General features: G+C 74.2%; 20 protein-coding genes. 15 read left to right on the forward strand and 5 right to left on the reverse strand.

Annotated elements, in window-relative coordinates; genetic code table 11:
* Positions 1–68: 68 nt before the first annotated feature.
* Positions 69–785 (reverse strand): GAF and ANTAR domain-containing protein, encoded by a 717-nt coding sequence (locus tag BLT72_RS12270; RefSeq protein ID WP_091413151.1) that lies wholly within the window; start codon positions 783–785, stop codon positions 69–71.
* A gap of 402 nt (positions 786–1,187) precedes the next feature.
* On the opposite strand from BLT72_RS12270, the gene BLT72_RS12275 reads away from it, so the two are divergent.
* The gene (locus tag BLT72_RS12275; protein WP_091413152.1) at positions 1,188–1,622 is read left to right on the forward strand and encodes a hypothetical protein; all 435 of its coding nucleotides are present in this window, start codon (positions 1,188–1,190) and stop codon (positions 1,620–1,622) included.
* Positions 1,623–1,986: 364 nt separating this feature from the next.
* Positions 1,987–3,606: an ABC-F family ATP-binding cassette domain-containing protein gene (locus BLT72_RS12280; RefSeq protein WP_091413153.1), complete on the forward strand. Its 1,620-nt coding sequence runs from the start codon at positions 1,987–1,989 to the stop codon at positions 3,604–3,606.
* A gap of 100 nt (positions 3,607–3,706) precedes the next feature.
* Here the strand turns inward: BLT72_RS12280 and BLT72_RS12285 are convergent, their stop codons facing one another.
* Positions 3,707–4,249, reverse strand: a complete 543-nt coding sequence (locus BLT72_RS12285) for a cyclophilin-like fold protein (protein ID WP_091413154.1) — start codon at positions 4,247–4,249, stop codon at positions 3,707–3,709.
* Positions 4,250–4,351: 102 nt separating this feature from the next.
* On the opposite strand from BLT72_RS12285, the gene BLT72_RS12290 reads away from it, so the two are divergent.
* Together BLT72_RS12290 and BLT72_RS12295 are read left to right on the forward strand one after the other, a co-directional pair.
* On the forward strand, positions 4,352–5,251 hold the full coding sequence (locus BLT72_RS12290; RefSeq protein WP_091413155.1) for a helix-turn-helix transcriptional regulator: 900 nt from the start codon (positions 4,352–4,354) through the stop codon (positions 5,249–5,251).
* Positions 5,248–6,525 carry a multidrug effflux MFS transporter gene (locus BLT72_RS12295; RefSeq protein ID WP_231930018.1) on the forward strand — a complete coding sequence of 426 codons (1,278 nt, stop codon included), beginning with the start codon at positions 5,248–5,250 and terminating at the stop codon, positions 6,523–6,525. Before BLT72_RS12290 ends, BLT72_RS12295 begins: the two co-directional genes overlap by 4 nt.
* A 74-nt stretch (positions 6,526–6,599) precedes the next feature.
* Here the strand turns inward: BLT72_RS12295 and BLT72_RS12300 are convergent, their stop codons facing one another.
* A complete protein-coding gene (locus BLT72_RS12300) occupies positions 6,600–7,010 on the reverse strand; it encodes a (R)-mandelonitrile lyase (protein ID WP_091413156.1) in 411 nt (136 codons plus the stop codon).
* 522 nt (positions 7,011–7,532) lie between these two features.
* Here BLT72_RS12300 and BLT72_RS12310 point away from each other — a divergent pair.
* From BLT72_RS12310 to BLT72_RS12325, 4 genes are all read left to right on the forward strand, one after another.
* Positions 7,533–8,516, forward strand: a complete 984-nt coding sequence (locus tag BLT72_RS12310) for a hypothetical protein (RefSeq protein ID WP_091413158.1) — start codon at positions 7,533–7,535, stop codon at positions 8,514–8,516.
* A 174-nt stretch (positions 8,517–8,690) separates the two neighbouring features.
* Complete coding sequence (locus tag BLT72_RS12315; RefSeq protein WP_231930019.1) at positions 8,691–10,682, forward strand: elongation factor G; 1,992 nt, start codon at positions 8,691–8,693, stop codon at positions 10,680–10,682.
* Between the two features lie 70 nt (positions 10,683–10,752).
* Entirely contained in the window at positions 10,753–11,187 is a 435-nt protein-coding gene (locus tag BLT72_RS12320) for a helix-turn-helix domain-containing protein (protein WP_091413160.1), read from the forward strand.
* Between the two features lie 10 nt (positions 11,188–11,197).
* Positions 11,198–11,620, forward strand: a complete 423-nt coding sequence (locus BLT72_RS12325; RefSeq protein ID WP_091413161.1) for a VOC family protein — start codon at positions 11,198–11,200, stop codon at positions 11,618–11,620.
* Positions 11,621–11,737: 117 nt separating this feature from the next.
* Here the strand turns inward: BLT72_RS12325 and BLT72_RS12330 are convergent, their stop codons facing one another.
* Positions 11,738–12,085, reverse strand: a complete 348-nt coding sequence (locus BLT72_RS12330) for a helix-turn-helix domain-containing protein (protein ID WP_197677011.1) — start codon at positions 12,083–12,085, stop codon at positions 11,738–11,740.
* A gap of 198 nt (positions 12,086–12,283) precedes the next feature.
* Between BLT72_RS12330 and BLT72_RS23075 the strand changes: the two genes are divergently transcribed.
* Positions 12,284–13,138, forward strand: a complete 855-nt coding sequence (locus BLT72_RS23075; protein ID WP_231930020.1) for a phosphotransferase — start codon at positions 12,284–12,286, stop codon at positions 13,136–13,138.
* Positions 13,139–13,449: 311 nt separating this feature from the next.
* On the opposite strand, the gene BLT72_RS12340 is transcribed toward BLT72_RS23075, so the two are convergent.
* On the reverse strand, positions 13,450–14,103 hold the full coding sequence (locus BLT72_RS12340; protein WP_091413162.1) for an AfsR/SARP family transcriptional regulator: 654 nt from the start codon (positions 14,101–14,103) through the stop codon (positions 13,450–13,452).
* Positions 14,104–14,715: 612 nt separating this feature from the next.
* On the opposite strand from BLT72_RS12340, the gene BLT72_RS12350 reads away from it, so the two are divergent.
* The 6 genes from BLT72_RS12350 (at position 14,716) to BLT72_RS12375 (ending at position 23,246) form a co-directional block, all read left to right on the forward strand.
* Positions 14,716–17,856, forward strand: coding sequence for a C1 family peptidase (locus tag BLT72_RS12350; RefSeq protein WP_157720472.1), 3,141 nt, complete (start codon positions 14,716–14,718; stop codon positions 17,854–17,856).
* Between the two features lie 139 nt (positions 17,857–17,995).
* On the forward strand, positions 17,996–18,340 hold the full coding sequence (locus BLT72_RS12355) for a protease inhibitor I42 family protein (protein ID WP_091413165.1): 345 nt from the start codon (positions 17,996–17,998) through the stop codon (positions 18,338–18,340).
* Positions 18,341–18,453: 113 nt separating this feature from the next.
* Positions 18,454–19,449, forward strand: coding sequence for a hypothetical protein (locus tag BLT72_RS12360; protein ID WP_091413166.1), 996 nt, complete (start codon positions 18,454–18,456; stop codon positions 19,447–19,449).
* 226 nt (positions 19,450–19,675) lie between these two features.
* A complete protein-coding gene (locus tag BLT72_RS12365; RefSeq protein ID WP_091413167.1) occupies positions 19,676–21,196 on the forward strand; it encodes an FG-GAP repeat protein in 1,521 nt (506 codons plus the stop codon).
* 266 nt (positions 21,197–21,462) lie between these two features.
* A complete protein-coding gene (locus BLT72_RS12370) occupies positions 21,463–22,128 on the forward strand; it encodes a hypothetical protein (protein WP_091413168.1) in 666 nt (221 codons plus the stop codon).
* Between the two features lie 422 nt (positions 22,129–22,550).
* Positions 22,551–23,246: a GAF and ANTAR domain-containing protein gene (locus tag BLT72_RS12375; RefSeq protein WP_091413169.1), complete on the forward strand. Its 696-nt coding sequence runs from the start codon at positions 22,551–22,553 to the stop codon at positions 23,244–23,246.
* The last annotated feature ends 1 nt before the right edge of the window (position 23,247 follow it).

Here is a 23,247-nt window from a genome sequence, read left to right on the forward strand (position 1 = left end):
CCTGTCCTCGGGTTGGGGTGCTGGCGGGAGCCGCGAGGCTCCCGCCCGGGCTCCGGTGACTCCGGCGGTCATCGGTGGTCATGGCTGAACCTCAGGTTCCGGGCGACGACGTCGCGGGCGACCTCGACGATGGGGCGTCCGTCGGCGAAGGCCCGGGCGCGCAGCACCGTGAGGGCGTCCGCGAGGTCCGCCTCGATCTGGATGGCGATCATGCCCGTCGCCTGGTGGACGACGGCACGGTCCACCAGGCTGTCCGCCAGGTCGACGTGGACCTCCCCTGGTCCGGAGTTCAGCTGGAGGTGCAGCAGGACCGCCGTCGCAGCGCCGGCCAGCGCCATCGCCTCCCGCACGTCGACGTCGGTGAGCGGCCCGACGGCGTCGCGCGAGAAGTCCATGGCCCCGAGCGTGATGGCGCCCACCTGGAGGGGGAAGGCGAAGACGGCGGCGACGCCGACGTCCAGGGCGCCGGCGGTGAACCCCGGCCACAGCGACGAGCCCGTCAGGGCCAGGTCGCCGTGCAGGACCGGCCGGCCCGTGCGGACGCTCTCGACGCACGGACCCTCCCCGAGGCTGAACTGCAGCTCCTCGATCGCGCCCGCCTGGCCGTCGGTCGCCGCCAGGACCGCACTGGGGGCGGCATCGCTGGTCATCACCGACAGCCCCACCCCGGTGACGTCCATCGCCTCCCGCCCGATGCGCACGAGGCGGTCGGCGAGACCACCGCCCGCGGGCTCGGACGCCTGGAGCTCGGCAAGGATCATCGCCACGCGATCCGCGTTCGCCATGTCTCCGTTCCTCCCCATCCTTCGCCGCTCGATCGCCGGGAGACAGCGCGTCGTCCACCGAGCGTGCTGTCACCCGCGTCCGTGCTCCCGCGTCGAACCGAGGACACGATCGACCGGGCCGCCGCGAGCGACTCTAGTTCGAGGGGCCGGTGGGCACCAGCGCGAGCGGCCGGCGCGGCGGCGGCGACCCTGCCCGGCCGGCCCTCAGCACCCCGACCGACGGGACGATCCCGCCCGCGTTGACAGTGCTCGGTCGCGCGCGATCTGATCGTGGTGCTGACCACCTCAGCCCTGTGGGACTCGCCCCGGCCGCTGCCTCGTGCCGCCTGGCGCCTCGCCCTCACCACCACCACGACTGACGACCGCCCGGCGGTTGCGTTGCCCTTCCCTCCTGACTCCCGCGTGCTCGCCCTCCTGTCGGTGTTCGACGACCGCTCGGTGCCCGCTCCCCCTCGCTACGACGCCAGCACCTGGGGCGAGGGCCGCCGGCACGTCTACCGGGCCCGGGCCGGCGACCTCGAGGTGACCGTCTGGAACCACTCCGGGACCGCCTGGGTCGGCCTCCGGGGGCTCCTGTGCCGACGGGCCGCGCGGGCCCTGGCGACGATGCTGGCGAGCACCGAGGCCGCCGAGGTGGTCCTGAACGTCGCGGAGCTGACGCTGCCGTCGGCGAGCGGCGGGACGCCCCTGGTGCGGTTGTGCGCCACCTTGAGCTACGCCGGCTACTCCGTGGCGGTGGTCGGGCGCGAGGACGACGCCGTCGTCGACGGCGCGGAGCCGGGCCCGGAGGAACCGGAGCCGCTGGAGGTCCTGCGCACGCACCGGCTGTCCTCGTGAGGACCGCCGCGGTGGCGCGGTGGCACGCGGTCGCCAGGGCGTCGTCGCCGCGCGTGCCGGGTGACCCGCTTGCCCTGACGGGGCGGGGCCGCCAGGATGGTCGCCAGCATCCCCGAGCACGAGGTACAGCCATGACGGGCACCACCGGTTCCGCGCCACTCCCCGGCGCCGACGCCCTGAGCTGACCCCCCGGCTCCGGTCCCGGCGCACCCGCCGAGACCCCGGAGCGCCCATGCCGCAGCCGCCGCACCCCTGCCCGACCCTGCACCCCCTGGTCCTGCCGACCCGGACCCTGCTGCCGCGCGCCCCGCCGGACTGGTCGTCCCACCGACCCCGTCCGAGCCGCACCCCCGCGAGGAGCTCCATGCCCAGCGCCATCACCCTGCACGACCTCTCCTTCGAGTGGCCCGACGGCACCGTCGTGCTGTCCGGGCTGAACGCCACCTTCGGCACCGGGCGCACCGGTCTGGTCGGGGACAACGGCACCGGCAAGTCCACCCTGCTCCGGCTGGTCGCCGGCCGGCTGAGCCCGACCGCCGGCGCCGTCGTCACGACCGGCTCGGTCGGCCACCTGCCGCAGACGGTGACGCTCACCCGCGAGGCCACCCTCGCCGACCTGCTCGGCATCACGCCGAAGGTGGCCGCCCTGCACGCCATCGAGGCCGGCGACGTCGACGAGCAGCACTTCGAGACCCTCGGCGACGACTGGGACATCGAGAGCCGGGCGGCCGCGGCGCTCGCCGAGGTCGGCCTGGCCGACGCGGCGCTCGACCGCCGGGTCGAGCAGCTGTCCGGCGGGGAAGCGGTCCTCGTCGCCACCCTGGGACTGCGGCTGCTCCGCCACCCGGTCACCCTCCTCGACGAGCCGACGAACAACCTCGACCGCGACGCCCGGGCCCGGCTCCGGGCGATCGTCCGGGCCTGGCCGGGCACCCTCGTCGTCGTCAGCCACGACACCGCGCTGCTCGACGTGCTCGACACCACCGCGGAGCTGCACACCGGGTCCTTGACCACCTTCGGCGGCCCGTACGACGCGTGGCGACGCCACCTCGACCAGCAGCAGGCCGCAGCCGCCCAGGCGGTCCGCGCCGCCGAGCAGACCCTCGAGGTCGAGCGGCGGCGGCGCCAGGAGGCGGAGGTGAAGCTGGCCCGGCGGGCCCGGACCGCGCAGACCAACCGGGCCAACAAGAAGGCCGCCAAGATCGTCATGAACGGTCGCGCCTCCGACGCCCAGAACGCGGCCGGCAAGCTCCGGACCGGCCTCGACGACCGGCTCCAGGACGCGCAGGCCACGCACGCCGCCGCGGCCGCCCACGTCCGCACCGACCAGCACGTCAGCCTGGTCCTGCCCGACCCGGACGTGCCCCGGGGGCGCCGGATCGCCGCGCTGCAGGGCGGCGACCGGACGTTCGTGGTGCAGGGGCCGGAGCGGGTCGTGCTCGTCGGTCCCAACGGCGTCGGCAAGTCCACCCTGCTGCGCCAGCTGGTCGAGCGCCGGAACCCCGAACCGGGCCGCGCCTCCGGTCGACTGGAGACCGACCGGGTCGGCTACCTGCCGCAGCGGCTCGACGACCTCGACGACGACCTGACCGCGGTGGAGAACATCCGGCTCGCCGCCCCCGCCCTCGACGCCGGAACGGTGCGCAACCAGCTCGGCCGGCTCCTGCTGCGGGGCGACAGCGTTCACCGGCCGGTGAGCACCCTCTCCGGCGGCGAACGCTTCCGGGTCTCCCTCGCCCGCCTCCTGCTCCGGCAGCCGCCGGCGCAGCTGCTGGTCCTCGACGAGCCGACCAACAACCTGGACGTCGGCACCGTCACCCACCTCGTCGAGGCCCTCGCCGCCTTCCGAGGAGCCCTGCTGGTCGTCAGCCACGACGACGCCTTCGTCCGACGCCTCGACCCCACGACGGTGCTCGCCCTGGACGCTGACGGCGGGCTCACCCCCGTCGACCCGGCAGCCGACGCGGAGCCGGGGACCGGCTGAGCCCGCCCGGACCCGGACCGGGCACGCCATGGTCGCCTCGCTCCCCTCCTGCCCACCCGGAACCGGTCCCGCGGCCCGGTCCGCGGGCCCGACCGCCGCGCTAGGCCGGTCGGAGGAGCGCGACGAACCGGATCCCGGCGGAGGCGGTCAGGGTCAGGCCGCTCGTCACGGTGCCGAGCCGGACCAGACCGGGCGGGGGCACGGTCTGGCCGAGGTCGTCGTACAGGATGGCGAGGTCCTGGCTGGGCGGCCAGTAGTACAGCGCGCCTCCCTCGGGGTCGAGGACCCGGTCGGAGCCCGGGACGGTGAGCGGGCGCGGCAGCCGGGCTGACTTCGCCTGACCCATCGGGTCGCGGAACGTCAGCCGCAGTGGCAGCAGGGCTGCGAGCTGCCGGCCTGCTGACGTGTCCTCGAGCGCGATGTCGACCGGGCCGTCGGCCAGCTGCAGCACCGCCCGCGTCTGACCTGCCGGTGGCGGGGCCGGACGGCCGACGGTGGGCGCGGCGACGGGGGCGGGGACCGGCGGGAGCGCCCGGTCGACGGCGGCCAGCGCCAGCGTGGCCACGACGAGCAGCGCGGTGGTGGGGATCAGCGCGGCCGCGCGGCAGAGGTCTGCCCGGGAGCGGCGCTCGACGGTGTTCATGCCGTCCAGACAAGTCGGTCCACCGGTGGTGCAGAAGTCACCGTCGATGGGTGTACTCCGAGGGCATTCCTCCTCCGCGACGGCCGTCCTAGGGTCGTCGCCATGGACAACCGAACGGAGGTCCGCGAGTTCCTGACCTCGCGGCGGGCCAAGGTCACTCCTGAGCAGGCCGGTGTGCCCCAGTTCGGGCACCGCCGCGTCCCGGGTCTGCGGCGCAGCGAGGTCGCCTCGCTGGCGGGGGTGAGCGTCGAGTACTACGCCAAGCTCGAGCGCGGATCCCTCGGTGGCGTCTCAGCCGGCGTCCTCGACGCGCTGGCCCGCGCCCTGCGGCTCGACGACGCCGAGCGCCGCCACCTGTTCCTCCTCGCCCAGGCGGCCGACGGCACCAGCGCGGCCATGCGGCCACGTCGTGGCGGTGGGAGGGCGTGGAGCGTCCGGCCGGCCCTGCAGTGGGTGCTGGACGCCATCACCACCGGCCCGGCGATCATCGGCAACGAACGGTCCGACCTGCTGGCCGCCAACCACCTGGGCCGCGCCCTCTACGCCGATCTCCTCGCCGACCCGACCCGGCCGCCCAACTTCGCCCGCTTCACCTTCCTCGACCCAGCGGCCCGACGCTTCTTCCCCGACTGGGAGCTGGCCGCCGACATGTCGGTGGCCAACCTGCGCACCGCCGCCGGCCAGCACCCCCACGACAAGGACCTCCACGACCTCGTCGGCGAGCTCTCCACCTGCAGCGACGCGTTCCGCCGGCGGTGGGGCTCCCACGACGTCCGCACCCACGGCTCCGGCGTCAAGCACTACCACCACCACGTCGTCGGCGACCTCGAGCTCAGCTACCTGAGCTCCGACCTCCGCGCCGACCCCGGGCTCAGCCTCACGATCTACGCCGCCGAACCGGGTTCCCCGACCGCGGAGGCCCTGGCTCTGCTGGCCTCCTGGGCCGCCACCGACGAGGGGGGTCGGCCCACCCACGGGACGGTCGTCGGCCTGCAGCCGTGAACGAGCCGACGACGACCGCCCCGGCGCACCTCGGCTACTGCCCCGACTGCGAGTACCTGGGCGACCACCCCGAGATCGAGCCGGGCCTCGACCCTGGCCAGGCCCGCCTCACCTCTGCCGTGGTGGCGACCGTGGTCTTCCTGACCGCCATCGCACCGCTGGCCACGGACATGTACGTCCCGGCGTTCCCCCGCGTCGCGGCCGAGCTGGGCGGGAGCGCCACGCAGGTCCAGCTGACCCTGACCACCTTCTTCGTCGGCATGGCCCTCGGCCAGCTGGTCGGCGGCCCCGTCTCGGACCAGCGCGGTCGCCGCCGACCCCTGCTCGCCGCCGTGCTGGTCATGACCCTCGCCTCGATCGCGTGCGCGCTGACCCCGACGATCGGGGTGATGATGGCCGCCCGCTTCGTCCAGGGCTTCGCCGGCGGCTGGGCCATGGTGATCGGCCGAGCCGTCGTCGTCGACCTGGCCACCGGCGCCCGGCTGGTGCGGGTGCTGAACGTCATCGCCGGCGTCGGCGGCATCGCCCCGATCGTCGGGCCGCTCCTGGGCGCAGTCATCCTGCAGCTCTCGGACTGGCGGGTGTCCTTCTGGGTCGTCGCCAGCCTGGGCGTGCTGATGACCGGCTGCGTCCTGGCCGCGGTGCCCGAGACGCTGCCGCCGGCCCGCCGCCACGGCGGCGGGCTCCGCGCCTTCGCCCGCGCCGGACGGCAGGTGCTGCGCAACCGCCGCTACGTGGGGTACCTGGTGGTCTGCGGGTCGGCCATGGGCGCGCTGTTCGCCTACGTCGCCACCTCGGCGTTCGTGCTGCAGTCGATGAACGGCCTGTCGCCCGTCGCCTACTCGGTCGACTTCGCGGCCAACGCCTGCGGCATGACCGTCGCAGCCCTGGTGGCCGCCCGCCTCGCTGGCCGGGTGGCCACCCGGTCGGTCATCCTGGTCGGCCAGGTGGCCGCCCTCGCCGCGGGCGCTGCCATGTTGATCGGCGCCCTCTGGTTCGACACGCCGCTCCCGGTGGTGGTCGCCAGCTTCTTCGTGCTGATGACCGCCCAGGGCCTCATCGGCGGCAACGCCGGAGCCCTGGCCTCGGCCGAGGTCCCCGACCACCCCGGCACCGGCTCGGCGCTCCTCGGGTTCGTCCAGTGGGTCGCCGCCGGCACCATCGCCCCCCTGGCCGGCCTCGGCGGTGAGCAGACCGCCGTCCCGATGGCCGTCCTGATGATCGCCGGCGCTGCCGTGTCCCTGCTGGGGCTGCTGGTGCTCGCGCGACGCTGAGACGTCACCGATGGTCCTCCCCGATGGTCGGGGTTTCGGTGCGTCGCCCGGGGAGAGCCCCGGCGGGCGGCGGGCTACGCCGAGGTGGCCGTGTACTCGGCGTCGGTCACGTGGTCGCCCCAGTGGGCGGCGGGGTGGTCGTCGTCGACCTCGTTGAGGGCGAGGTGCACCATCAGCCGGGTCGCGCTGGCTCCGTGCCAGTGCTCCTCGTCCGGCTCGATGTGGACGCGGTCGCCCGGCTGGATCGTCTCGACGGGCCCCCCGCGGCGCTGCACCAGGCCGACGCCCTCGGTGACGAACAGGCTCTGGCCGAGCGGGTGGCGGTGCCACGCCGTCCGGGCGCCGGGCATGAAGTGGACCAGGTTGGCCGTCACCCGCGAGGGTGGCGAGGCGGTGGCGACGGCGTCGATGTAGACGTCACCGGTGAACCACTCGGCCGGTCCCTTCCCGGTCCCGGTGGCGGTGCTGCTGCGGATGAGCTCCATCGTGCTGGCTCCTTCGGAGAGGGTGGCCCGCCCAGGGGGTCCCGGACGGCTGGGCGGTGCACGGACGGCTGAGCACCTCGAGCGCCTCGCGGCCGTCCATCCGGCGGTCGGCTCGGCGACCCGGCGACGAGGGGCTCGCGGTCGAACCCCCGGCCGGGGTCGATCGTCCCATCGATCACCGCGGCACGGCGGCCTCCGGGTGGGCGCGGAGGGTGACCGGTCCCCCGGTGAGGGTCGCGTTCTTCCCGAACAGCGACGCGGGGCCGACCGGGGCGTCCTCGTACGGCAGGACCGCGACCCGGGAGATGGTGCCGCCGCGAGGGACGCCGCCGGGGCAGCCCGCCGGACGGCGTTCCCGATCGGGCGCTGACCCCTCCCGCCACCACCACGCACCCACGGGTCTCCCGAGGACCGATGACGGCGCGCACCGCCGGGCGGCCCCTGCCGGCTGCCCTGGCCGGCCTCGTGGGCGCTGTCACCTGGTCGACCGCGCCGGGGTCACGCCCGGCGGATGATGGCCGCATGACGTCGCCCGACCAGCTGTCGCCGCGGCGACTGTCGCCGCCGCGTCCCGCCCCGCTACCGTTCGGCCTCACTTGGGCGGATCTCGAGGACGCCCTCCCGGGGGCGTCGGCCGGTGGTCACGCCGTCGTCTCGCACGCCCGGCGGGGCCGGCACCGGGGCGGCCACCCGTCGGTGATCATGACGCTGTCCTGCGGGGCCCCCAGCGGCCCCCCTCGTCAGCGCACGCTCTTCTTCAAGCTGAACCGCGACGGCTCCCGTGAGGCGCACCACCACCGCTTCCTGGCCGAGCGTGGCGTCCCCGTCCCGCACCTCGCGGTGTGCGTCGAGCGCGCCCACGAGGAGGTCCTCGGGCTCGAGTTCCTCCCGTCCGTCGGCCTCGGGCCGGCCGACGTCGACGACGTCCTCCGGCTGGTCGCGGCGCTCAACGCGCTGACCGACGTACCGGACGCCGTGGGCCAGCCCCCGCCCGGGCGGCCCCAGGCGGAGTTCGAGCACCTCCTGGCCCAGACCCTGGAGCAGCTCGGCCCGGCGCGGGCGGACCGGGGACCAGCGTCCTGGTTCACCACCTACCGCCGGGCGGCTGCCCTGCACCGCGACCTGCCGACCGCGCTGACCCACGGGGAGCTCGCGGCGCAGCAGGTGGGCAGGACCGCGGGCGGCCGCCTCGTGATGTTCGACCTGGCGACCGCGGGTCGACGACCTCGCTTCGCCGACATCGCCAACCTGCTCGCGACGGCCGCTCGCCTGTCCGGCCAGGACGAACGGTCGGTCCTCGGTGACTACCTGCGCCACCTGTCCCCCACCGGCGCCGCGGCCACCGTCGACGACCAGACCTGGGCCGAGCTGCGGCTGACCCGGTACGTCCAGGCGGTCGAGGCGCTCCCCTGGCGCCTGGGCCTGGGCCGACCCGCGGAGCTCCGCCGGCACCTCGACGCGGTCGAGGCCGACCACCGTGCGGTGCTCGCCGGCCTGGCCTCCTGACCCCGGTCGGCCGCCGGGGCCCTCCCGTCCGGTCGGCCCACCGGTCAAATGCGGTGGCGGACCTCCGCCGCAGCGGTGTTGACTGCCCGCTACCCGTCCGTCTCCGAGGAGTCCCCGTGCGAGCAGCGTGCTTCCGTCTCGATCGCCCCGTCGTCGAACCGAAGGACCTCCCTCGTGCTGCCACGCGCTCTCAACCTCGGCATCCTGGCCCATGTCGACGCCGGTAAGACCACCCTCTCCGAGCGGCTGCTGCACGCAGCCGGGGTGATCGAGGAGGTCGGCCGCGTCGACCACGGGACGACCGTCACCGACTCGCTGGACCTCGAACGGCGCCGCGGCATCACCATCCGGGCCGCGGTGGCCGCCCTGGAGATCGCCGGCGTCGCCGTCAACCTGGTCGACACCCCGGGCCACCCCGACTTCATCGCCGAGGTCGAGCGGGTGCTGGACGTGCTGGACGGCGCGGTCCTGGTCGTGTCGGCCGTCGAAGGGGTCCAGCCCCAGACGCGGGTGCTGCTCCGCGCCCTGCAGCACCGAGGCATCCCCTGCCTCGTCTTCGTCAACAAGGTGGACCGGCGCGGCGCCGACGTGGTCGGCGTCCAGGCCGAGATCGGACGTCGTCTCGGCCTCCGCACCGTGGCGATGGGCCGGGTGGACGGCGAGGGGACGGCCGGGGCGGCGGCGGTCGGCTTCCGCGCCGACGATCCCGACCTCCTCGGGCCCCTGGCCGAGGTGCTCGCCGACCTCGACGAGCACCTGCTGCAGGAGTACGTCGAGCACGAGCTGAGCTCCGGGCCCGCCCTCTGGCGCGCCGAGCTGGTCCGGCAGACCCGGCGGGGCCTGGTCCACCCGCTGTTCGTCGGCTCCGCCCTCACCGGCACCGGCGTCGGCGCCCTCGTCGACGGGATCGGGGAGTTCCTGCCGGCGGCGAGCGGCGACCCGGACGGCCCGGTCCGCGGCAGCATCTTCAAGATCGAGCGCGGGCACGCCGCCGAGAAGGTCTGCTACCTGCGGATGGTCTCGGGGAGCGTCCGGCTGCGCGACCAGGTGAACGACGCCGGGGACAAGGTCAGTGCGATCCAGATCTTCGAGCGCGGCCGCTGGACCGGCGGCGACCACCTCCCCGCGCCCCTGATCGGCAAGGTGTGGGGGCTGGCCGGCGCGCGGGTGGGGGACGCGGTCGGCGAGCGGCAGAGCCGACGACCCGGGCACGAGTTCGGGTTGCCGATGCTGGAGTCGGTCATCCACCCGGTCCACGAGGACGACCAGGTGGCGCTGCGCACCGCGCTCGCCCAGCTGGCCGAGCAGGACCCGCTGATCGACGTGCGGGTGGACGAGCGGCACGCCGAGCTCGCCGTGTCGCTGTACGGGGAGGTCCAGCGGGAGGTGCTCCAGGCGACCCTGGCGGACGACTACGGCCTCGACGTCGTGCTGCGGCCCGCCACCCCGCTCTACGTCGAACGGCCGCGCCGGGTCGGCACGGCCGCCGAGGTGCTGTTCGGGCCCGGCAACCCGTTCCGCGCGACGGTGGGTCTGCGGGTGGCCCCGAGCCCCCCGGGAGCAGGGGTCACCTTCTCCTCCGAGGTCGACCACCGGGCGGTGCCGCTGTACGTCTACCGGACGATGGAGGACTTCACCCGCGCCATGGAGCACCACGTCGCCGACACCCTGCGGGAGGGCCTGTCGGGCTGGCCGGTCACCGACTGCGCGGTGACCCTGGTCCGGTCCGGGTACAGCTCACCCGACGGCCCGCCCTCCAGCAACGGGCCCCTCAGCACGGCCGCCGACTTCCGGAAGCTGACCCCGATGGTCCTGATGGCGGCCCTCGAGCAGGCGGGGACCGCCGTCCACACGCCGGTGAGCCGGGTCCGGGTCCAGGCGCCGACGGCGACCACCGGAGGGCTGCTGACCGCGCTCGGCCGGCTCGCCGCCGAGATCGACGCCCCGGCCGTCCTCGGGGACGACGTCGTGCTCGAGGCCGTGCTGCCCGCCCTGGACGTGCAGCGGCTCCGCCGGGCCCTGCCCACCCTCACCAGCGGTCACGGGTTCCTGGACGCCGAGCCGGCCGGCCACCGACCGGTCCGGGGCACCCCGCCACGGCGCCGCCGCACCCGGGTCGACCCGCGGGACCGCGAGGCCTACATCGCCGCCGTCCGTCCCAGCTGAACCGCTCGCCGGCCGTCCGGCCCGCGTGCCGGAGCGCGTGGACAGCGGCCGGAGCCGCCACGATGATCCGGTGAGCCGATCGAGCGAGGACTCCAACCGGCGGATGCTGCGGGCTCGGGACGCGATGGACCGCAGCTACGCGGAGCCGCTCGACGTCCCCACCCTGGCCCGGCTGGCGCACGTCTCCGAGGCGCACTTCATCCGGACCTTCCGGGCCACCTTCGGTGAGACGCCCAACCGGTACCTGCAGCGGCGCCGGATCGAGCGGGCGATGTTCCTGCTCCGCAGCACGGAGGACACGGTCACCGACATCTGCATGACGGTCGGCTTCTCGAGCCTGGGCACGTTCAGCCGCGTGTTCTCCGAGATCGTCGGGGAGCCCCCCAGCGCCTACCGCCGCCGCGGACCGCTGGCCCCGGTGCCGAGCTGCTTCGCCATGGCCTGGTTGCGTCCCGCGTCGAACACCGCAGTTTCGGAGAAGCCGGCCGCCACGCCCGGCCCCTAGCGTCGACCCCATGCTGAACACCATCTCGATCTCCCAGATCTTCGTCCCCGACCAGGACGCCGCCCTGCACTTCTACGTCGACCAGCTCGGCTTCGAGGTCCAGACCGACCTGCAGTTCGGTCCGATGCGCTTCCTGACCGTCGCCCTGCCCAGCGACCCCGGCCACGCGGTGCTGCTGGAGAAGCCGGGCCCTCCCGGCTACAGCGACGACACCGCCGTGCAGGTCCGCGACCTCATCTCGAAGGGCGCGGCCGGCGGGCACCTCTTCTTCACCACCACCGACGCCCACAAGACCCACGCCGAGCTGCAGGAGCGCGGGGTGGAGCTGCCGGAGTCCCCGACCGAGCAGCCCTACGGCATCGACTTCGGCTTCCGCGACCCGTTCGGCAACCACCTCCGGGTCGCGCAGATGACGCCCACCCCGTCGTCCTGACGCCGGGGTCGGCACCGGGTCGAGGCGACCCGGTCAGCCGGTCCGTGCGATCTGACGAGCTGGTCGACGCCCCGGACCCCGCGCTCCTCGTCGGCGGGGGCGAGGCTGCGGGCCGGATCAGTCCTCGGCGGCGCGCAGCAGCGTCGCGAGCGGCTCCAGCGTGGCCATGAGCTCGTCGAGCTCGTCCGCCGCCAGGCTCTGGTGGGGCCGCGCCGCGAGGTCGTCGGTGAGCGACTCGACCGCTGCTCGACCGCGTGGCCCGCTCCGCCAGCCGTCGTCCCCGATGAGGCCCCGGTCGCGCATCCCGTCCACCACGGCGGCGAGCTGCGCCGCCGGGAGGTGGTGGAGGTGCCCGAACGTCGTGGGGCCCGGGGCGAACATCGCCTCGTTCGGTTCGTCGGTCGGGTGGGGAACGGCCCCGGTCGGCTCGACCAGCTCGACCATGCGGCCGGCGATCGGGGTCATCGCGTACTCCTCCTGCTGCTGGCGCTGGCGCCCCCGGCGGGCCCGGCTCACACGTGGACGACGGTCCGGCCCGGAGCCCATCGCCCCGCCCGGCCCGGCGGCCGTTGGTGCGACGATGAGCGGGTGCCACCGCGTCCACCGGCCGTCGACGCTGCCGACCTCGCCGCCTGGTGCACGAGTCAGCTCGGCAGTGCTCCGGTGACGGAGCTGTTCCGGTCCGGCCACCTGTCGGTGGTGATCGGGCTGCGCCTGGCCGACGCGCGCGAGGTCGTGGTCAAGGTGCGGCCGGCCTCGTCGCGGACCGCCGGCTGCGTCGAGGTCCAGCGGCGCCTGTTCGCCGCCGGCTACCCCTGTCCGGAGCCGCTCACGGGGGCAGCCCCGCTCGGGGACGGCGTGGCCACCGCGGAGGCGCACGTGCCCGGCGGCGACCCGCTCCCCGGCGCGGAGCACGCGGCCCGTCGCTCGGCGGAGGCGTTCGCACGGCTCATCCGGCTGGCCCCCCGGCCGGATGAGGTGCCCTCGCTGGTCCCGGTGCCGTCGTGGGCGGCGTGGGACCACGCCGGACCCGGTCCGTGGCCACGGCCCGAGGGCGTCGAGGTCGACCTCGACGCGGTCGAGGGAGCGGGATGGCTCGACCGAGCCGGCAGCCAGGCCCGTGCCCGGCTGCGCGTGGGCGGGGCCGAGGTCGTGATCGGCCACTGCGACTGGCTGGCCGACAACGTGCGGTGGCGGGGCGACGAGCTCCTGGTCGTGCACGACTGGGACAGCGCGGTCGCCGCCGACGAAGCGGTCCTCGTCGGGCTGGCCGCCGCGCTGTACTCACCGGTCAGCACGCACGCCCTGGCCACCGTCGAGGAGACCGACCGCTTCCTCGGTGCCTACCGGGACGCCCGCCCCGGCGCCCTCACCGCCCACGGGCTCGAGCGGGCGTGGGCGGCCGGCGTCTGGACACGGGCCTACGACGCGAAGGACCAGCACGTCGCCGGGCACCCGATCACCTCGCTGTCGGAGACCGAGGCCCGCGCGCGCCTGCGCCGTGCGGGGATCGACTAGCGGTCGAGCGCTCCGGACCAGCGCGGCGGGATCAGGCACGTCGGCGTCCAGACCGGCCCCACCGTCCTGGCCGGAGGGGTCGTCGTCGCGGAGTCGACGCAGACCGGGACCGACCGGCCCGGGACGGGCCGCGGGACCGGGGCGGAGGGTCGACCCTGCGACTGGCCGGACCCTGCGACTGGCAAGACGTCGGTGACGGACCGGTGCGGTCGCGATGACCGAGCCGGATTCCGGTCCGGGCGAGCGTTCGAGCACCGGGCTCCACCGGCTCGCTCGACTCCCGGGGGTGCGCCGCCGATCAGCGTCCGCGCTCAGAGGACCGCCATCTGGGCCCGGAGCGCCCTCAGCTCCGAGCTGGGACCGATCCCGAGCTCCCGCTGCGCCATCGCGCAGTACTGGGCGTAGGCCCGCATCGCCTCCGAGGCGTTGCCCTCCTGCAGGTGGACCTTGATGACCAGGCGGTGCGCGCTCTCGCGCAACGGCTCCCGCTCGACGATCGAGAGGGCCATCTCGAGGGCGTCCCAGCACTGGTCGTGGTGCAGCTGCCAGTCCGCCAGGCGTTCCCAGAGGTGCAGGTCCCGCTGCCGCAGACGTTCGCGCTCGAAGATCACCCAGTCCTCCGACCAGCCCGGCAGCAGTTCCCGGCCCAGCAGCTCCGCCAACCGGGCCAGCGGAGGGGCGGAAGCCGGAGAGCTGATCAGGCGGCTCTGGAGGTGCTCGAGCTCGTGCACGTCGACGCAGACGTTGTCCGACAGACCGATCGTCTGGTCGTCGAGGCAGAGCAGCTCGGAACGCAGGCTCTGCAGTCGCCACAGCAGGGTCCGCAGGTTGCCCGCCGCTCGTTCCTCCGACACCTCGGGCCACAGCGCCGCGGCCACCTTGCGCCTCTGCAGTCGAGGTCGCAGCGCCAGGAGGGCCAGCAGCCTCTGGGTCATGGCGTGGGTGCGGAGCGTCTGGTCGGACACGGAGAGGGTCCAACCCCCGAGCAGGCCCAGCCGGCACGGCGCTCCTCGGGGCTCCGGCCACCGTGCGGACGGTGAGAACCGGCGAGATGTGCCTGACGACGCTTCCACGTTGCCCCTCCCGGCCGACCGCAACTCGTCGATTTTCCCGGGGTCCCAACACGACTGTCAATCGCCGGAGTGAGGAGCGGATATGTCCAGGAATGACTGCTCCATTGTGGATCTTTTGCGTGATTCGGCTGGCCAATCGGCGGCCTCGACCAGCGTTTGACGACGTGACGCACGAGTGACAGACCCGTGACGCCCGGGGTCGAGACTGACGGGAGATCCGTCCACCGGACCCCGGACCGCCGTCGGCGGTCTACCGCGCTGCAGCACTCCGGAGGTGGCCGTGCACCCAGGGCTCGCACCGAGACACCACGCCCCGGCGAGCGCGGACCGCGGACCCCCGCACCCGTCGGCGGCTCGGCTGGCACCCCGCCGGAAGGTGCTGGGCCCCCATCCTGCAGACCGTTCGAACGGGGCCCCACCCTGAGCCCTCGACGCGGACGAACACCGATCTCGGCGCCCGACGAATCGATCAACTCGAACCACTTCAAGAAGACGGAGCATTTCATGGCAGATCACAGCTATCCGCAACTCGCCGAGGTGGAGAGCGAGGTGCGCAGGTCGGGGCAGGACGGGTCCGGGGACGCCGAGTCCTCTTCCAGCTCCACGGCACAACCGGCCGGCCGGACGGCGGCCATCACCTCGACGCGCAGCACCTCCCGGCCACGACCGCGCGTTCCCGACAGGCGGCGGGCGAGCGGTCCGACCGAGCCGATCCCTGCTCTCGTCCCGGACCCCTTCAACCAGACCCAGCTGCTGCCCCTCACGGCCGCCCCGCTCCCCAGCTTCAACCTGGTGGACGGCACGGTGGCCATCGCCACGGATCCGCAGATGCCCTTCATCCTCTTCAAGGGCTACAACCCCGACACCTGGTTCTACGCCCCCCGGTGGGGCCGGATCGCCCGAGGTCCCGACGGAGCGCCCGCCTTCCTGGTCACGAAGAAGGTGCGGAACAACCCTGACGGGTCCAAGACGACCGTCGGCGGCGTGCTGAGCTTCATGGTCGAGCTGGTCGTGGAGCTCCCGGGGCCGGAGAACCTCCAGAAGTGGACCGACCTGATCAAGACGCTCTACAACCTCCAGCCGAGCGCAGGGGCGTTCAACTTCCAGCCGCTCCGCCTGTCGCCCGGCAAGATGAACGTCTCGGGCCTCGACATGTACGCCCGGGAAGGGCAGGTCCTGAAGAACATCGACGTCGGCGCCTCGTCGTCGATCGGGTTCGCCATCGAGCTCAACCCCGATGGAGCCGACCACTTCGCAGCGATGCTCGGCGCCGATCCCCTGCCGTTCCCGCCGCAGGTGTCCATCATGTTCGACTTCAAGTACCAGTACCTGATCCCCCAGTGCACGATCCAGGCGACCGGGTCGAAGAAGAAGACCTACGACTACTTCTCCTGGAACGCCAAGGCGCGCGCCAGCTACTTCGGGTTGGTCAACGGCTCCTTCGACTACCAGTCGGTGCGCGCCGACCTGCGCCAGGCGCAGGCACTCGACGTGCGGGTGGTCGGCACACCGCCGGCCGGGGTCGACCAGGCGAAGCTGCTCGACTCCATCTTCGACATGTTCGTCAAGATGGAGGTGGGTCAGTGGATCCAGCCCGATCCCAAGCCGGTGGAGACGGCCGAACCTGGCGGGTTCTTCGGTGGCGTGTCGGTGAGCATGAAGGACGTCTCGCTCTCGGACTCCGCGCAGTTCGACCAGACGCTGAGCTTCTCGAGCATCAACGAGAACCTGCACCAGGTCTCCTTCAACTTCGAGCAGCAGGTGGGCGCGCTGGATCCTCGCAAGCACCTGTTCATCGAGCAGGACGACATCAAGCTGCCCTTCAAGCTGGCCATCGGCAACTGCGACAAGGTCAAGCTCATCGCGCCGTCGGCCAGCTACACGACCGCCTCCGGGCCGCAGAACATCAACTGCCAGGCCGTCGGCGGCGACGAAGGCGGTCTGAGTGAGGGCACCATCCAGTTCACCTACCCGCAGCGACCCACGTCAGCGCAGATCAGCCTCCTCGTGAACTTCGTGGCCCCCTTCGGGCCCGGGTACATCTACCGGCAGACCGAGCCGGTGTCCGACACCGGTGCCGCCTTCCTGTTCGAGCCCGATCAGTTCGTGCAGCGGACCCAGCTCTTCTTCGTGATGGCCATGGAAGCGGCCGACCTGAACAGCAAGGCGCTGTTCAAGTGGGAGTGGACGCCGCCGCAGTCGGGCACCGAGTCACGCCCGAAGCTCTCGGGCTACACCCTGGTCGGTCCCGACCCCAACGGCGACCCCAACAACCTGCCGACCTACGACCTGCAGTTCCCCTACCACCCGGACGACTGGAAGGGCGAGTCCACCCCCAAGATCCAGTACAAGATCCAGGGGCTGAGCGGGCAGTGGAAGAACAAGACCGCTGCGGGAACCATCAGCATCGGGGAGACGGCGCTCGCCGTCGACTGGGATGCGGCCGCCGCGATCGGCAGCGGGACGCTGAACGTGCCCGCCATGCTGACCAGGTCGGCCGGACCCGACCCCGCCTACCGGCAGCGACTGCGCTCCCAGTTCGGCAGGCCCGGAGCACCGCGCCGGAACGACGCACGGGGGCCGTCAGCGCGCGCGGGCCAGGGAGCCGGTGGCTCCGGCGGCGGCGACGCGGTCGGGCACGGCAGCAACGGCGGGCGTGGCGGCGAGCACGACGGCGACGGCGACGGCGGAGGTCGGGGGGACGGCGGCGGTGGTGGTGGCCGAGGCGGTGGTGGTGGCGGAGGCGCCGGCGGTGATCGAGCCGGCGAGGTGCCGAGCGATCGCGGGGAACCCGGCAGCTTCCTCGGTTACCTCCCCGAGCGGAGGGAACCCGACCTGCTGGCCCGGGAGAGCATCGCGCAGTTGCGGTTCATCAGCGCCGGCGCCGCCGGTCTCGCCACGACGGTGGCAGCGCCGAGCTATGACCTCCGCGACGTCGACGGGTACAGCTACATCACCCCGGTGAAGAACCAGCTCTACTGCGGCAGCTGCGTCGCCTTCGGGACGTGCGCGGCCGTCGAGGGCACCCTGCAGGTCCGCCGGGGTGATCCTTGGCTGCAGCCCGACTTCTCCGAGGCGCACCTCTTCTACTGCCACGGAGCCAACGAGGGCCGCACCTGCGGGAACATGGTGGGCGAACCACCCAGCCCGGAGGCGAACGGCGGCTGGTGGCCGGGGGGCGCCCTGGACGCGTTCCAGTCGAGCGGTGTGGCCGACGAGTCCGACTACCCGTACGTCTCACCCTCGTCGCCCTACGACGCCACCCCGGCGTGCGCCCTCGGGCCGGACTGGCAGGGCACCACCACGACCATTGACGACTGGCAGGTCCTCGACTACGCAGAGGACATGAAGGAGTGGATCTCCTCGGACACGGGCGGCCCCCTCGTGGCGGCGTTCTCCGTCTACCAGGACTTCCTGGACTTCTTCAGCAACAACTCCGATCCCGACGCCATCTACCGGCGCTCCGGAGCAGCCGGACAGCTGCTCGGTGGGCACTGCGTGTGCGTCGTCGGGTACGACGACGCCGAGCAGTGCTGGATCTGCAAGAACAGCTGGGGTGAGTACTGGGCCAACGGTGGGTTCTTCAAGATCGGGTACGGCGAGGTGGGGATCGACGCCTACATGTGGGGGGTCGACATCTCCTGATCCGCAGCGCCGCATCCCACCGGCACCGCACGTCCGTGCCGGCGTGCGACATCGAGGTGGCCCGCCCGAGCACCACTCGGGCGGGCCCCGATCCTCAGGCCCAGCTCGCGGGAGCAGGTGGTCGGAAGGGGGGCCCGACATGAGCGAACTCCGGTTGGCCTGGGCTCAGCGCGGGCAGCACTTCGAGGTGAAGCCCGGGGACCTGGTGAGGGTGGCCCTCTGGGGCAACGGCACGACCGGCTTCTCCTGGTCGCCCGCCCTGCCGCCGGGGTCGGTCCTCGAGGAGGTGACCGAGAGTCAGCTGGCAGCCCAGGACCCTGCCGGGTCAGGGCCACCTCGGGTCCTCGGGTCAGGCTCGTTGACCGAGTACACCTTCCGCGCCACCCGGCCCGGCAAGGCCGACCTCGTGCTCCGCTACTGGCGTGGCGTCGAGGCGGCGGAGGACGTCATCTACCAGACGGTGATCACCGTCCGGAACCCGTGAACTCGTCAGGAGGCGGAGCAGTGACAGCGACGACGGCAGGGGTGCGTCCCACCCGGGGACGGGCCCACCTCCACCGGCAGGACCGTCCGTTGACGGCGGCGTCGGGTTCGGGGGTGCTCAGGGGCACGTACACCTTCGACTTCGAGTCGGGCGGCGAGGCGGCGAACCATGCGAGCGCCGACGTCTGGTGGGAGCAGCAGACCGCCGTGCAGCGGCAGCTGGTGCCCTGGAACGGCGCCGCTCTGTGCAGTCTGGGGGTGGTCGGCTACGAGCAGCTCCAGCACGACGACCTCAGCGGCCTGAGCTACAGCTCCACCCCGGTGACGGCCAACGCCGAGGGCACCAACTTCCTGCCGGACGGGGCCGTGCTCGCGGTCCGCACGCGGATGGGGAAGCTGGTGAAGGTCCAGGTCCTGAGCTACGGCTACAACCTGAGCCTGCGCTGGGAGGAGTGCCTCCCGCCCGTCCGCTACCTGCTCTGCCGGGCCACCATCGGCAGCGCGCCCGACTGGCTCGTCACCCGCTACGTCGTGGACAGCTCCTACGTCGCCCCGGACGGCAGCACCCGTGGGTGCGGGCACGCCGAGCTGGGTGCCGCCGGCGGCATCGTCGAAGGCCAGATCCCCGAGAGCGGGGGCCGGTTCCCGGCCACGGTCCGGATCAGCGTGGCGTTGGACTTCCGGCCCGAGACCGAGCTGCACGGTCTGGTGAAGGCCTTCGTCGCCGATGTGGAGTCCACCGGGGTCAACTTCTTGTTCGAACCCAACCAGGTGGTCCAGCGGACGAGGCTGCTGTTCGACCTGCGGCCCGCCGCGCTCCCGGGGGACTTCCTTCTCATCCGTTGGCAGCACACCTCGTCCGGCGTCGTGGTCGCGTCGGGGCAGCAGCTGATGGAGGGCTCCGGCCTGGCCGGACCGGGACCGGCCGACTGCGAGATCGTCTTCATCCCCGACCCCATCTCCGCCGTCGACATGTCGGTGGACATCACCGGGACGTTCCAGGGAGCTCCCCTGTCACGGTTCGCCCAGACGTTCCTGCTGTCCGAGCACGCGGTCCTCCTGCGCGCGGCCACCGACGACGGCCAGCACTACTCCTTGACCGCCGTCTGAGCCGACGACTCCCGGTCCCCGACGGCTTCGACCTGCACTCGGCGCCGTCCCGGCCGTGGCGGCGCGGCGGCTGCGGACGAGAGCGTCCGGTGCGCGTTCGTGACCCGCGACCGCCGCGGCACCGGGCCTCCCGGGCCTAGGCTCGGACCGCTGACGTCCTCGGCGGCTCCGGCCTCGCCGGACGGCCGGGTCCGCCCCGCAGCACTCGACGACGAGGAGCACGGGCATGCGCGCACGACACCTGGTCCTGCTGGCCGCGGCGTTCGGCACCGCCGTGCTGGTCCCCCTCCCGGCAGCGGAGGGGGCGCCACCCGGCTGCCAGACCGAGGTGCCCGTCACCGGGGACGTGGACGGCGACGGGCTGGCCGACCTCGTCGTCGGCCTCCCCGGCTGGGACGGCACCGGCGCGGTGGACCTGCGGCTCACGTCGGCACCGAGCCGCCTGCTCGTCCCCGCCGACGTCGGCCTGCAGCCGGACGCGGGTGACGCCTTCGGCGCGGCGGTCGCGCTGGCCGACCTCGACGCCGACGGCTGCGACGACCTGGTCATCGGGGCCCCCGGCACCGTGGACGCCGGCCGGGTGCACGTCGTGTTCGGCGCCCCGGACGGCTTCCGCCCGACCGGCCGGCTCACTCTCGACGCGGACGCCTCCCCCGCCGACCGGTTCGGGGCGTCGGTCAGCGTGTCGGAGCGCCGCGGACCGGCCGAGCAGCCGGCCGGGGCCGACCTCTGGGTCGGCTCGCCGGACGACAGCCCGGGCGCGGTGCGTCGGGCCGGTTCGGTCGCGCACTTCGCCGTGGCCGGGGCCGGCGAGCGCCCCGTGCTGGTCGAGAAGCTCGGCCAGGCCACCCCGGGCGTCCCGGGCACCCCGGAGGTCGACGACCGGTTCGGCGCCGTCCTGGCGGCGCGGCCGTCCGGCGTCCTCGTCGGGGTCCCGCAGGAGGACGTCGGGTCGCGCCGGGACGCGGGGGTGGTGACCGCGCTGGAGCTCCGCGACGCGGTGGAGGGCGTCGACGACGCCACGAGCTGGACCCAGGACAGCGCGGGCGTGGCCGGCTCGGCCGAGGCCGGCGACCGCTTCGGCGCCGCGGTGGCGGCCTCCTCCGGCCACGCGCTCGTCGGGGTCCCGGGCGAGGACGTCGGGAGCCGGCGCGACGCCGGCATGGTCCAGATCTTCCGCGAGCCCACCGGCGGGGGCCTCCCCGTCCCGCGGTCGGGGCTGACCGAGGACTCCCCCGGCGTCCCGGGGACCGCCGAGGCCGGTGACGAGTTGGGCGCCGCCGTCCTGGTCGGCGCCAACGTCGGGTGCACCGAAGGGGTGGTCCAGGCCGTCGCCGGCGCTCCCGGGGAGGACGTCCGCACCAACGGGGTCGACCGGGTCGACGCCGGCACGGTCCTCGTGGTCCCGCTGACCGCGCAGGAGGACTGCCCGCCCCGCTACGACGACCAGAGCAACCGGCTGGCCGGTGCGGCGGAGACCCGCGACCGGCTCGGCGCCGTGCTGGGACTGGGGCCGGTCCGCGACGACCACGACGACGAGACGGGCGACCGGGTCTACGTCGGCGTGCCGCAGGAGGACCGCGGCACGGTCACCGATGCCGGGCTCGTCGTCGTGACGGCCAGCGGCACCGGCGCCGATGCGCACGCCCTGCAGGTCGCCGGCCGGCGGGTCCCGTCCGTGGGCTCCAGCCGCGGAGCCGTGCGCGGCCAGCGGTACGGCTCGGTGCTGGCGTCGCCCGCCGGCTGAGTCCCGCTGGCGGCCGCGGAGCTCCGTGGCCGCGCCTCCTGGGAGACCCGCCCGAGACGCCCTGACACTCCGCCCCGGGCGAGCCGAGCAGCGATCCTCCCCAGGATCAGCGCCGCTCTGGGACCACTCACCTCCGGGGGGATGGCGGCGAGGATCCGTGGCACCCAACCTACTCGTGCGCGACCGGACTCGCCGTGCCCACACGACCTCGCTCCCGGCCGCCGTGACCGTCGACGGGGCGCCGCGGTGCGTGGCACGATCCTGGGGTGCCCGCAGCCGTGGACGACGCCGTGCTGACCAACGCCACCTGGTGCGACGGGGTCTGCCGCGGCGTGGGCCTGCCCACCCGCTGGTCGGCGGACGCCTGGTCGACCGCGCGCCGCTCCCCCGCCGGCTACCCCGACGCGGTGACCCTGCGGCGGGGGCTGGCGGTCGGGACCGTGCTGGCCGGCGTGGAGGACGGGCCCGGCTGCTCGGTCAAGGACAGCTTCACCGACCTCGACCTGGCGCCGGCCGGGTTCGCGGTGCTGTTCGAGGCCCGCTGGATCCGGCGCCCCGCGCCGACCAGCGCGTCCCCGCCGACGCTGTCCTGGACCGAGGTCCGCGCCGCTGGCGAGCTCGCGGCGTGGTGCCGCCGGCTGGACGTGCCGCCGCTGCCGCCCGTGCTGCTCGCGCAGGAGGGTCTGCACGTCTTCGCCGCCGACGAGGTGGGCGCCGGGTTCGTGCTGAGCCGGACGGGTCCGGTGGTCGGCGTCGCCTACGCCGTGCCCGGGACGGCCGATCCCGCGGCGCTCTGGGCGGACCTGGTCGGGCTCGCCCGGCGCCGCCACCCGGGCGCGGACCTCGTCGGCTACGAGCGCGGGGCCGACCTCGAGCACGCCCGGGCCGCCGGCTTCGCCGTCACCGGGTCCCTGCGGGTCTGGATGCGCTGAGTGTGCGTGCGCGGGTTCTCGAGGCGGTGCGTCGGGAGGGCTCGGGCGGTGCGGCCTGGTCGGCCGCACGTGCGGGACGGAGCGGCCCCCGCCGCATCGGGCCGCGTCAGGGGCCGCTCGCCGTCCCCTCCCCAGGTGACGACCAGGCGACCTCCACCGCGGGACCGCCGGAGCGGGGCCGGCCGGAGGGGGCCGCCCCTGCAGGCTACGGCAGTGGAGCCGTTCGCGGGGGGGCGCCGATCCGAGCAGGGGACCACGACCCGGCCGCGGTCTCGTGACGAACGCTGGGTTTACACCGTAAACTCTGGTCGACCACCCGCCGAGAACCGCCCGACCCGGCCTCCGACGACCGCCGCCGCGGCGAGGAGCGCGCCGGGTGCGGGCGGGCCCGGACCGCAGCAGGAGCAGGAGGGACGACGAGCGTGGAGGCGAGCCTCGCCAGGGGCCTGGCCCGGGCAGCGCGGGCGATGGCCCACCAGCCGGACCTGCAGGCCACCCTGGACACCGTCTGCGCCGAGGCCGTGGCCGCTGTCGGGGCCGACGCCTGCAGCATCTTCCTGCTGCGCAAGGGCACCGTGCACACCGCCGCCGTGTCCACCCCGGAGCTCCGGGCCGCCGAGGAGGCGCAGGTGGCGGCCGGCGAGGGCCCGTGCCTGGACGTCGTCCGGCAGCGGCGCGTCGTGGACGTGCCCGACCTCCGCACCGAGCGTCGGTGGCCACGGTGGGCCCCGCGGATGGTCGAGCTCGGCTGGCTCAGCGTGCTGAGCGTCCCCCTCGTCGAGCGGGACCGGACGGTGGGGTCGCTCAACTTCGTGTCCCGCGCCGCCGGCGGCCTCGGGGAGCCGGCCGCCGACGTCGGGCGCCTGTTCGCCGAGCACGCCTCGCTGGCCCTCACCGCCGCCCGCACGGAGTACTCCCTGGTCGAGGCGGTCGGCACCCGGCACGCGGTCGGCCTGGCCCAGGGCATCCTCATGGAGCGCTACGGGCTGGACGTCGACCGGGCCTTCGAGGCGATGCGCCGGTGCTCGCAGGAGGGGAACGTCAAGCTGCGGAGCGTCGCCGAGCACGTCGTCCGGGACCGCCGGCTGCCGGGCGGCGACGCCGCCGTCCGCGGCTGAG

It is taken from the genome of Friedmanniella luteola (genome assembly GCF_900105065.1).
Classification (GTDB): domain Bacteria; phylum Actinomycetota; class Actinomycetes; order Propionibacteriales; family Propionibacteriaceae; genus Microlunatus; species Microlunatus luteolus.

Bases quoted from the DNA above. Each gene is read 5' to 3' on its own strand.
- BLT72_RS12365 (WP_091413167.1), top strand. From the start codon at position 19,676: ATGCGCGCACGACACCTGGTCCTGCTGGCCGCGGCGTTCGGCACCGCC.
- BLT72_RS12285 (WP_091413154.1), bottom strand. From the start codon at position 4,249: ATGAACACCGTCGAGCGCCGCTCCCGGGCAGACCTCTGCCGCGCGGCC.
- BLT72_RS12355 (WP_091413165.1), top strand. From the start codon at position 17,996: ATGAGCGAACTCCGGTTGGCCTGGGCTCAGCGCGGGCAGCACTTCGAG.
- BLT72_RS12300 (WP_091413156.1), bottom strand. From the start codon at position 7,010: ATGGAGCTCATCCGCAGCAGCACCGCCACCGGGACCGGGAAGGGACCG.
- BLT72_RS12330 (WP_197677011.1), bottom strand. From the start codon at position 12,085: ATGACCCCGATCGCCGGCCGCATGGTCGAGCTGGTCGAGCCGACCGGG.
- BLT72_RS12325 (WP_091413161.1), top strand. From the start codon at position 11,198: ATGCTGAACACCATCTCGATCTCCCAGATCTTCGTCCCCGACCAGGAC.
- BLT72_RS12310 (WP_091413158.1), top strand. From the start codon at position 7,533: ATGACGTCGCCCGACCAGCTGTCGCCGCGGCGACTGTCGCCGCCGCGT.
- BLT72_RS12350 (WP_157720472.1), top strand. From the start codon at position 14,716: ATGGCAGATCACAGCTATCCGCAACTCGCCGAGGTGGAGAGCGAGGTG.
- BLT72_RS12270 (WP_091413151.1), bottom strand. From the start codon at position 785: ATGGCGAACGCGGATCGCGTGGCGATGATCCTTGCCGAGCTCCAGGCG.
- BLT72_RS12280 (WP_091413153.1), top strand. From the start codon at position 1,987: ATGCCCAGCGCCATCACCCTGCACGACCTCTCCTTCGAGTGGCCCGAC.
- BLT72_RS12290 (WP_091413155.1), top strand. From the start codon at position 4,352: ATGGACAACCGAACGGAGGTCCGCGAGTTCCTGACCTCGCGGCGGGCC.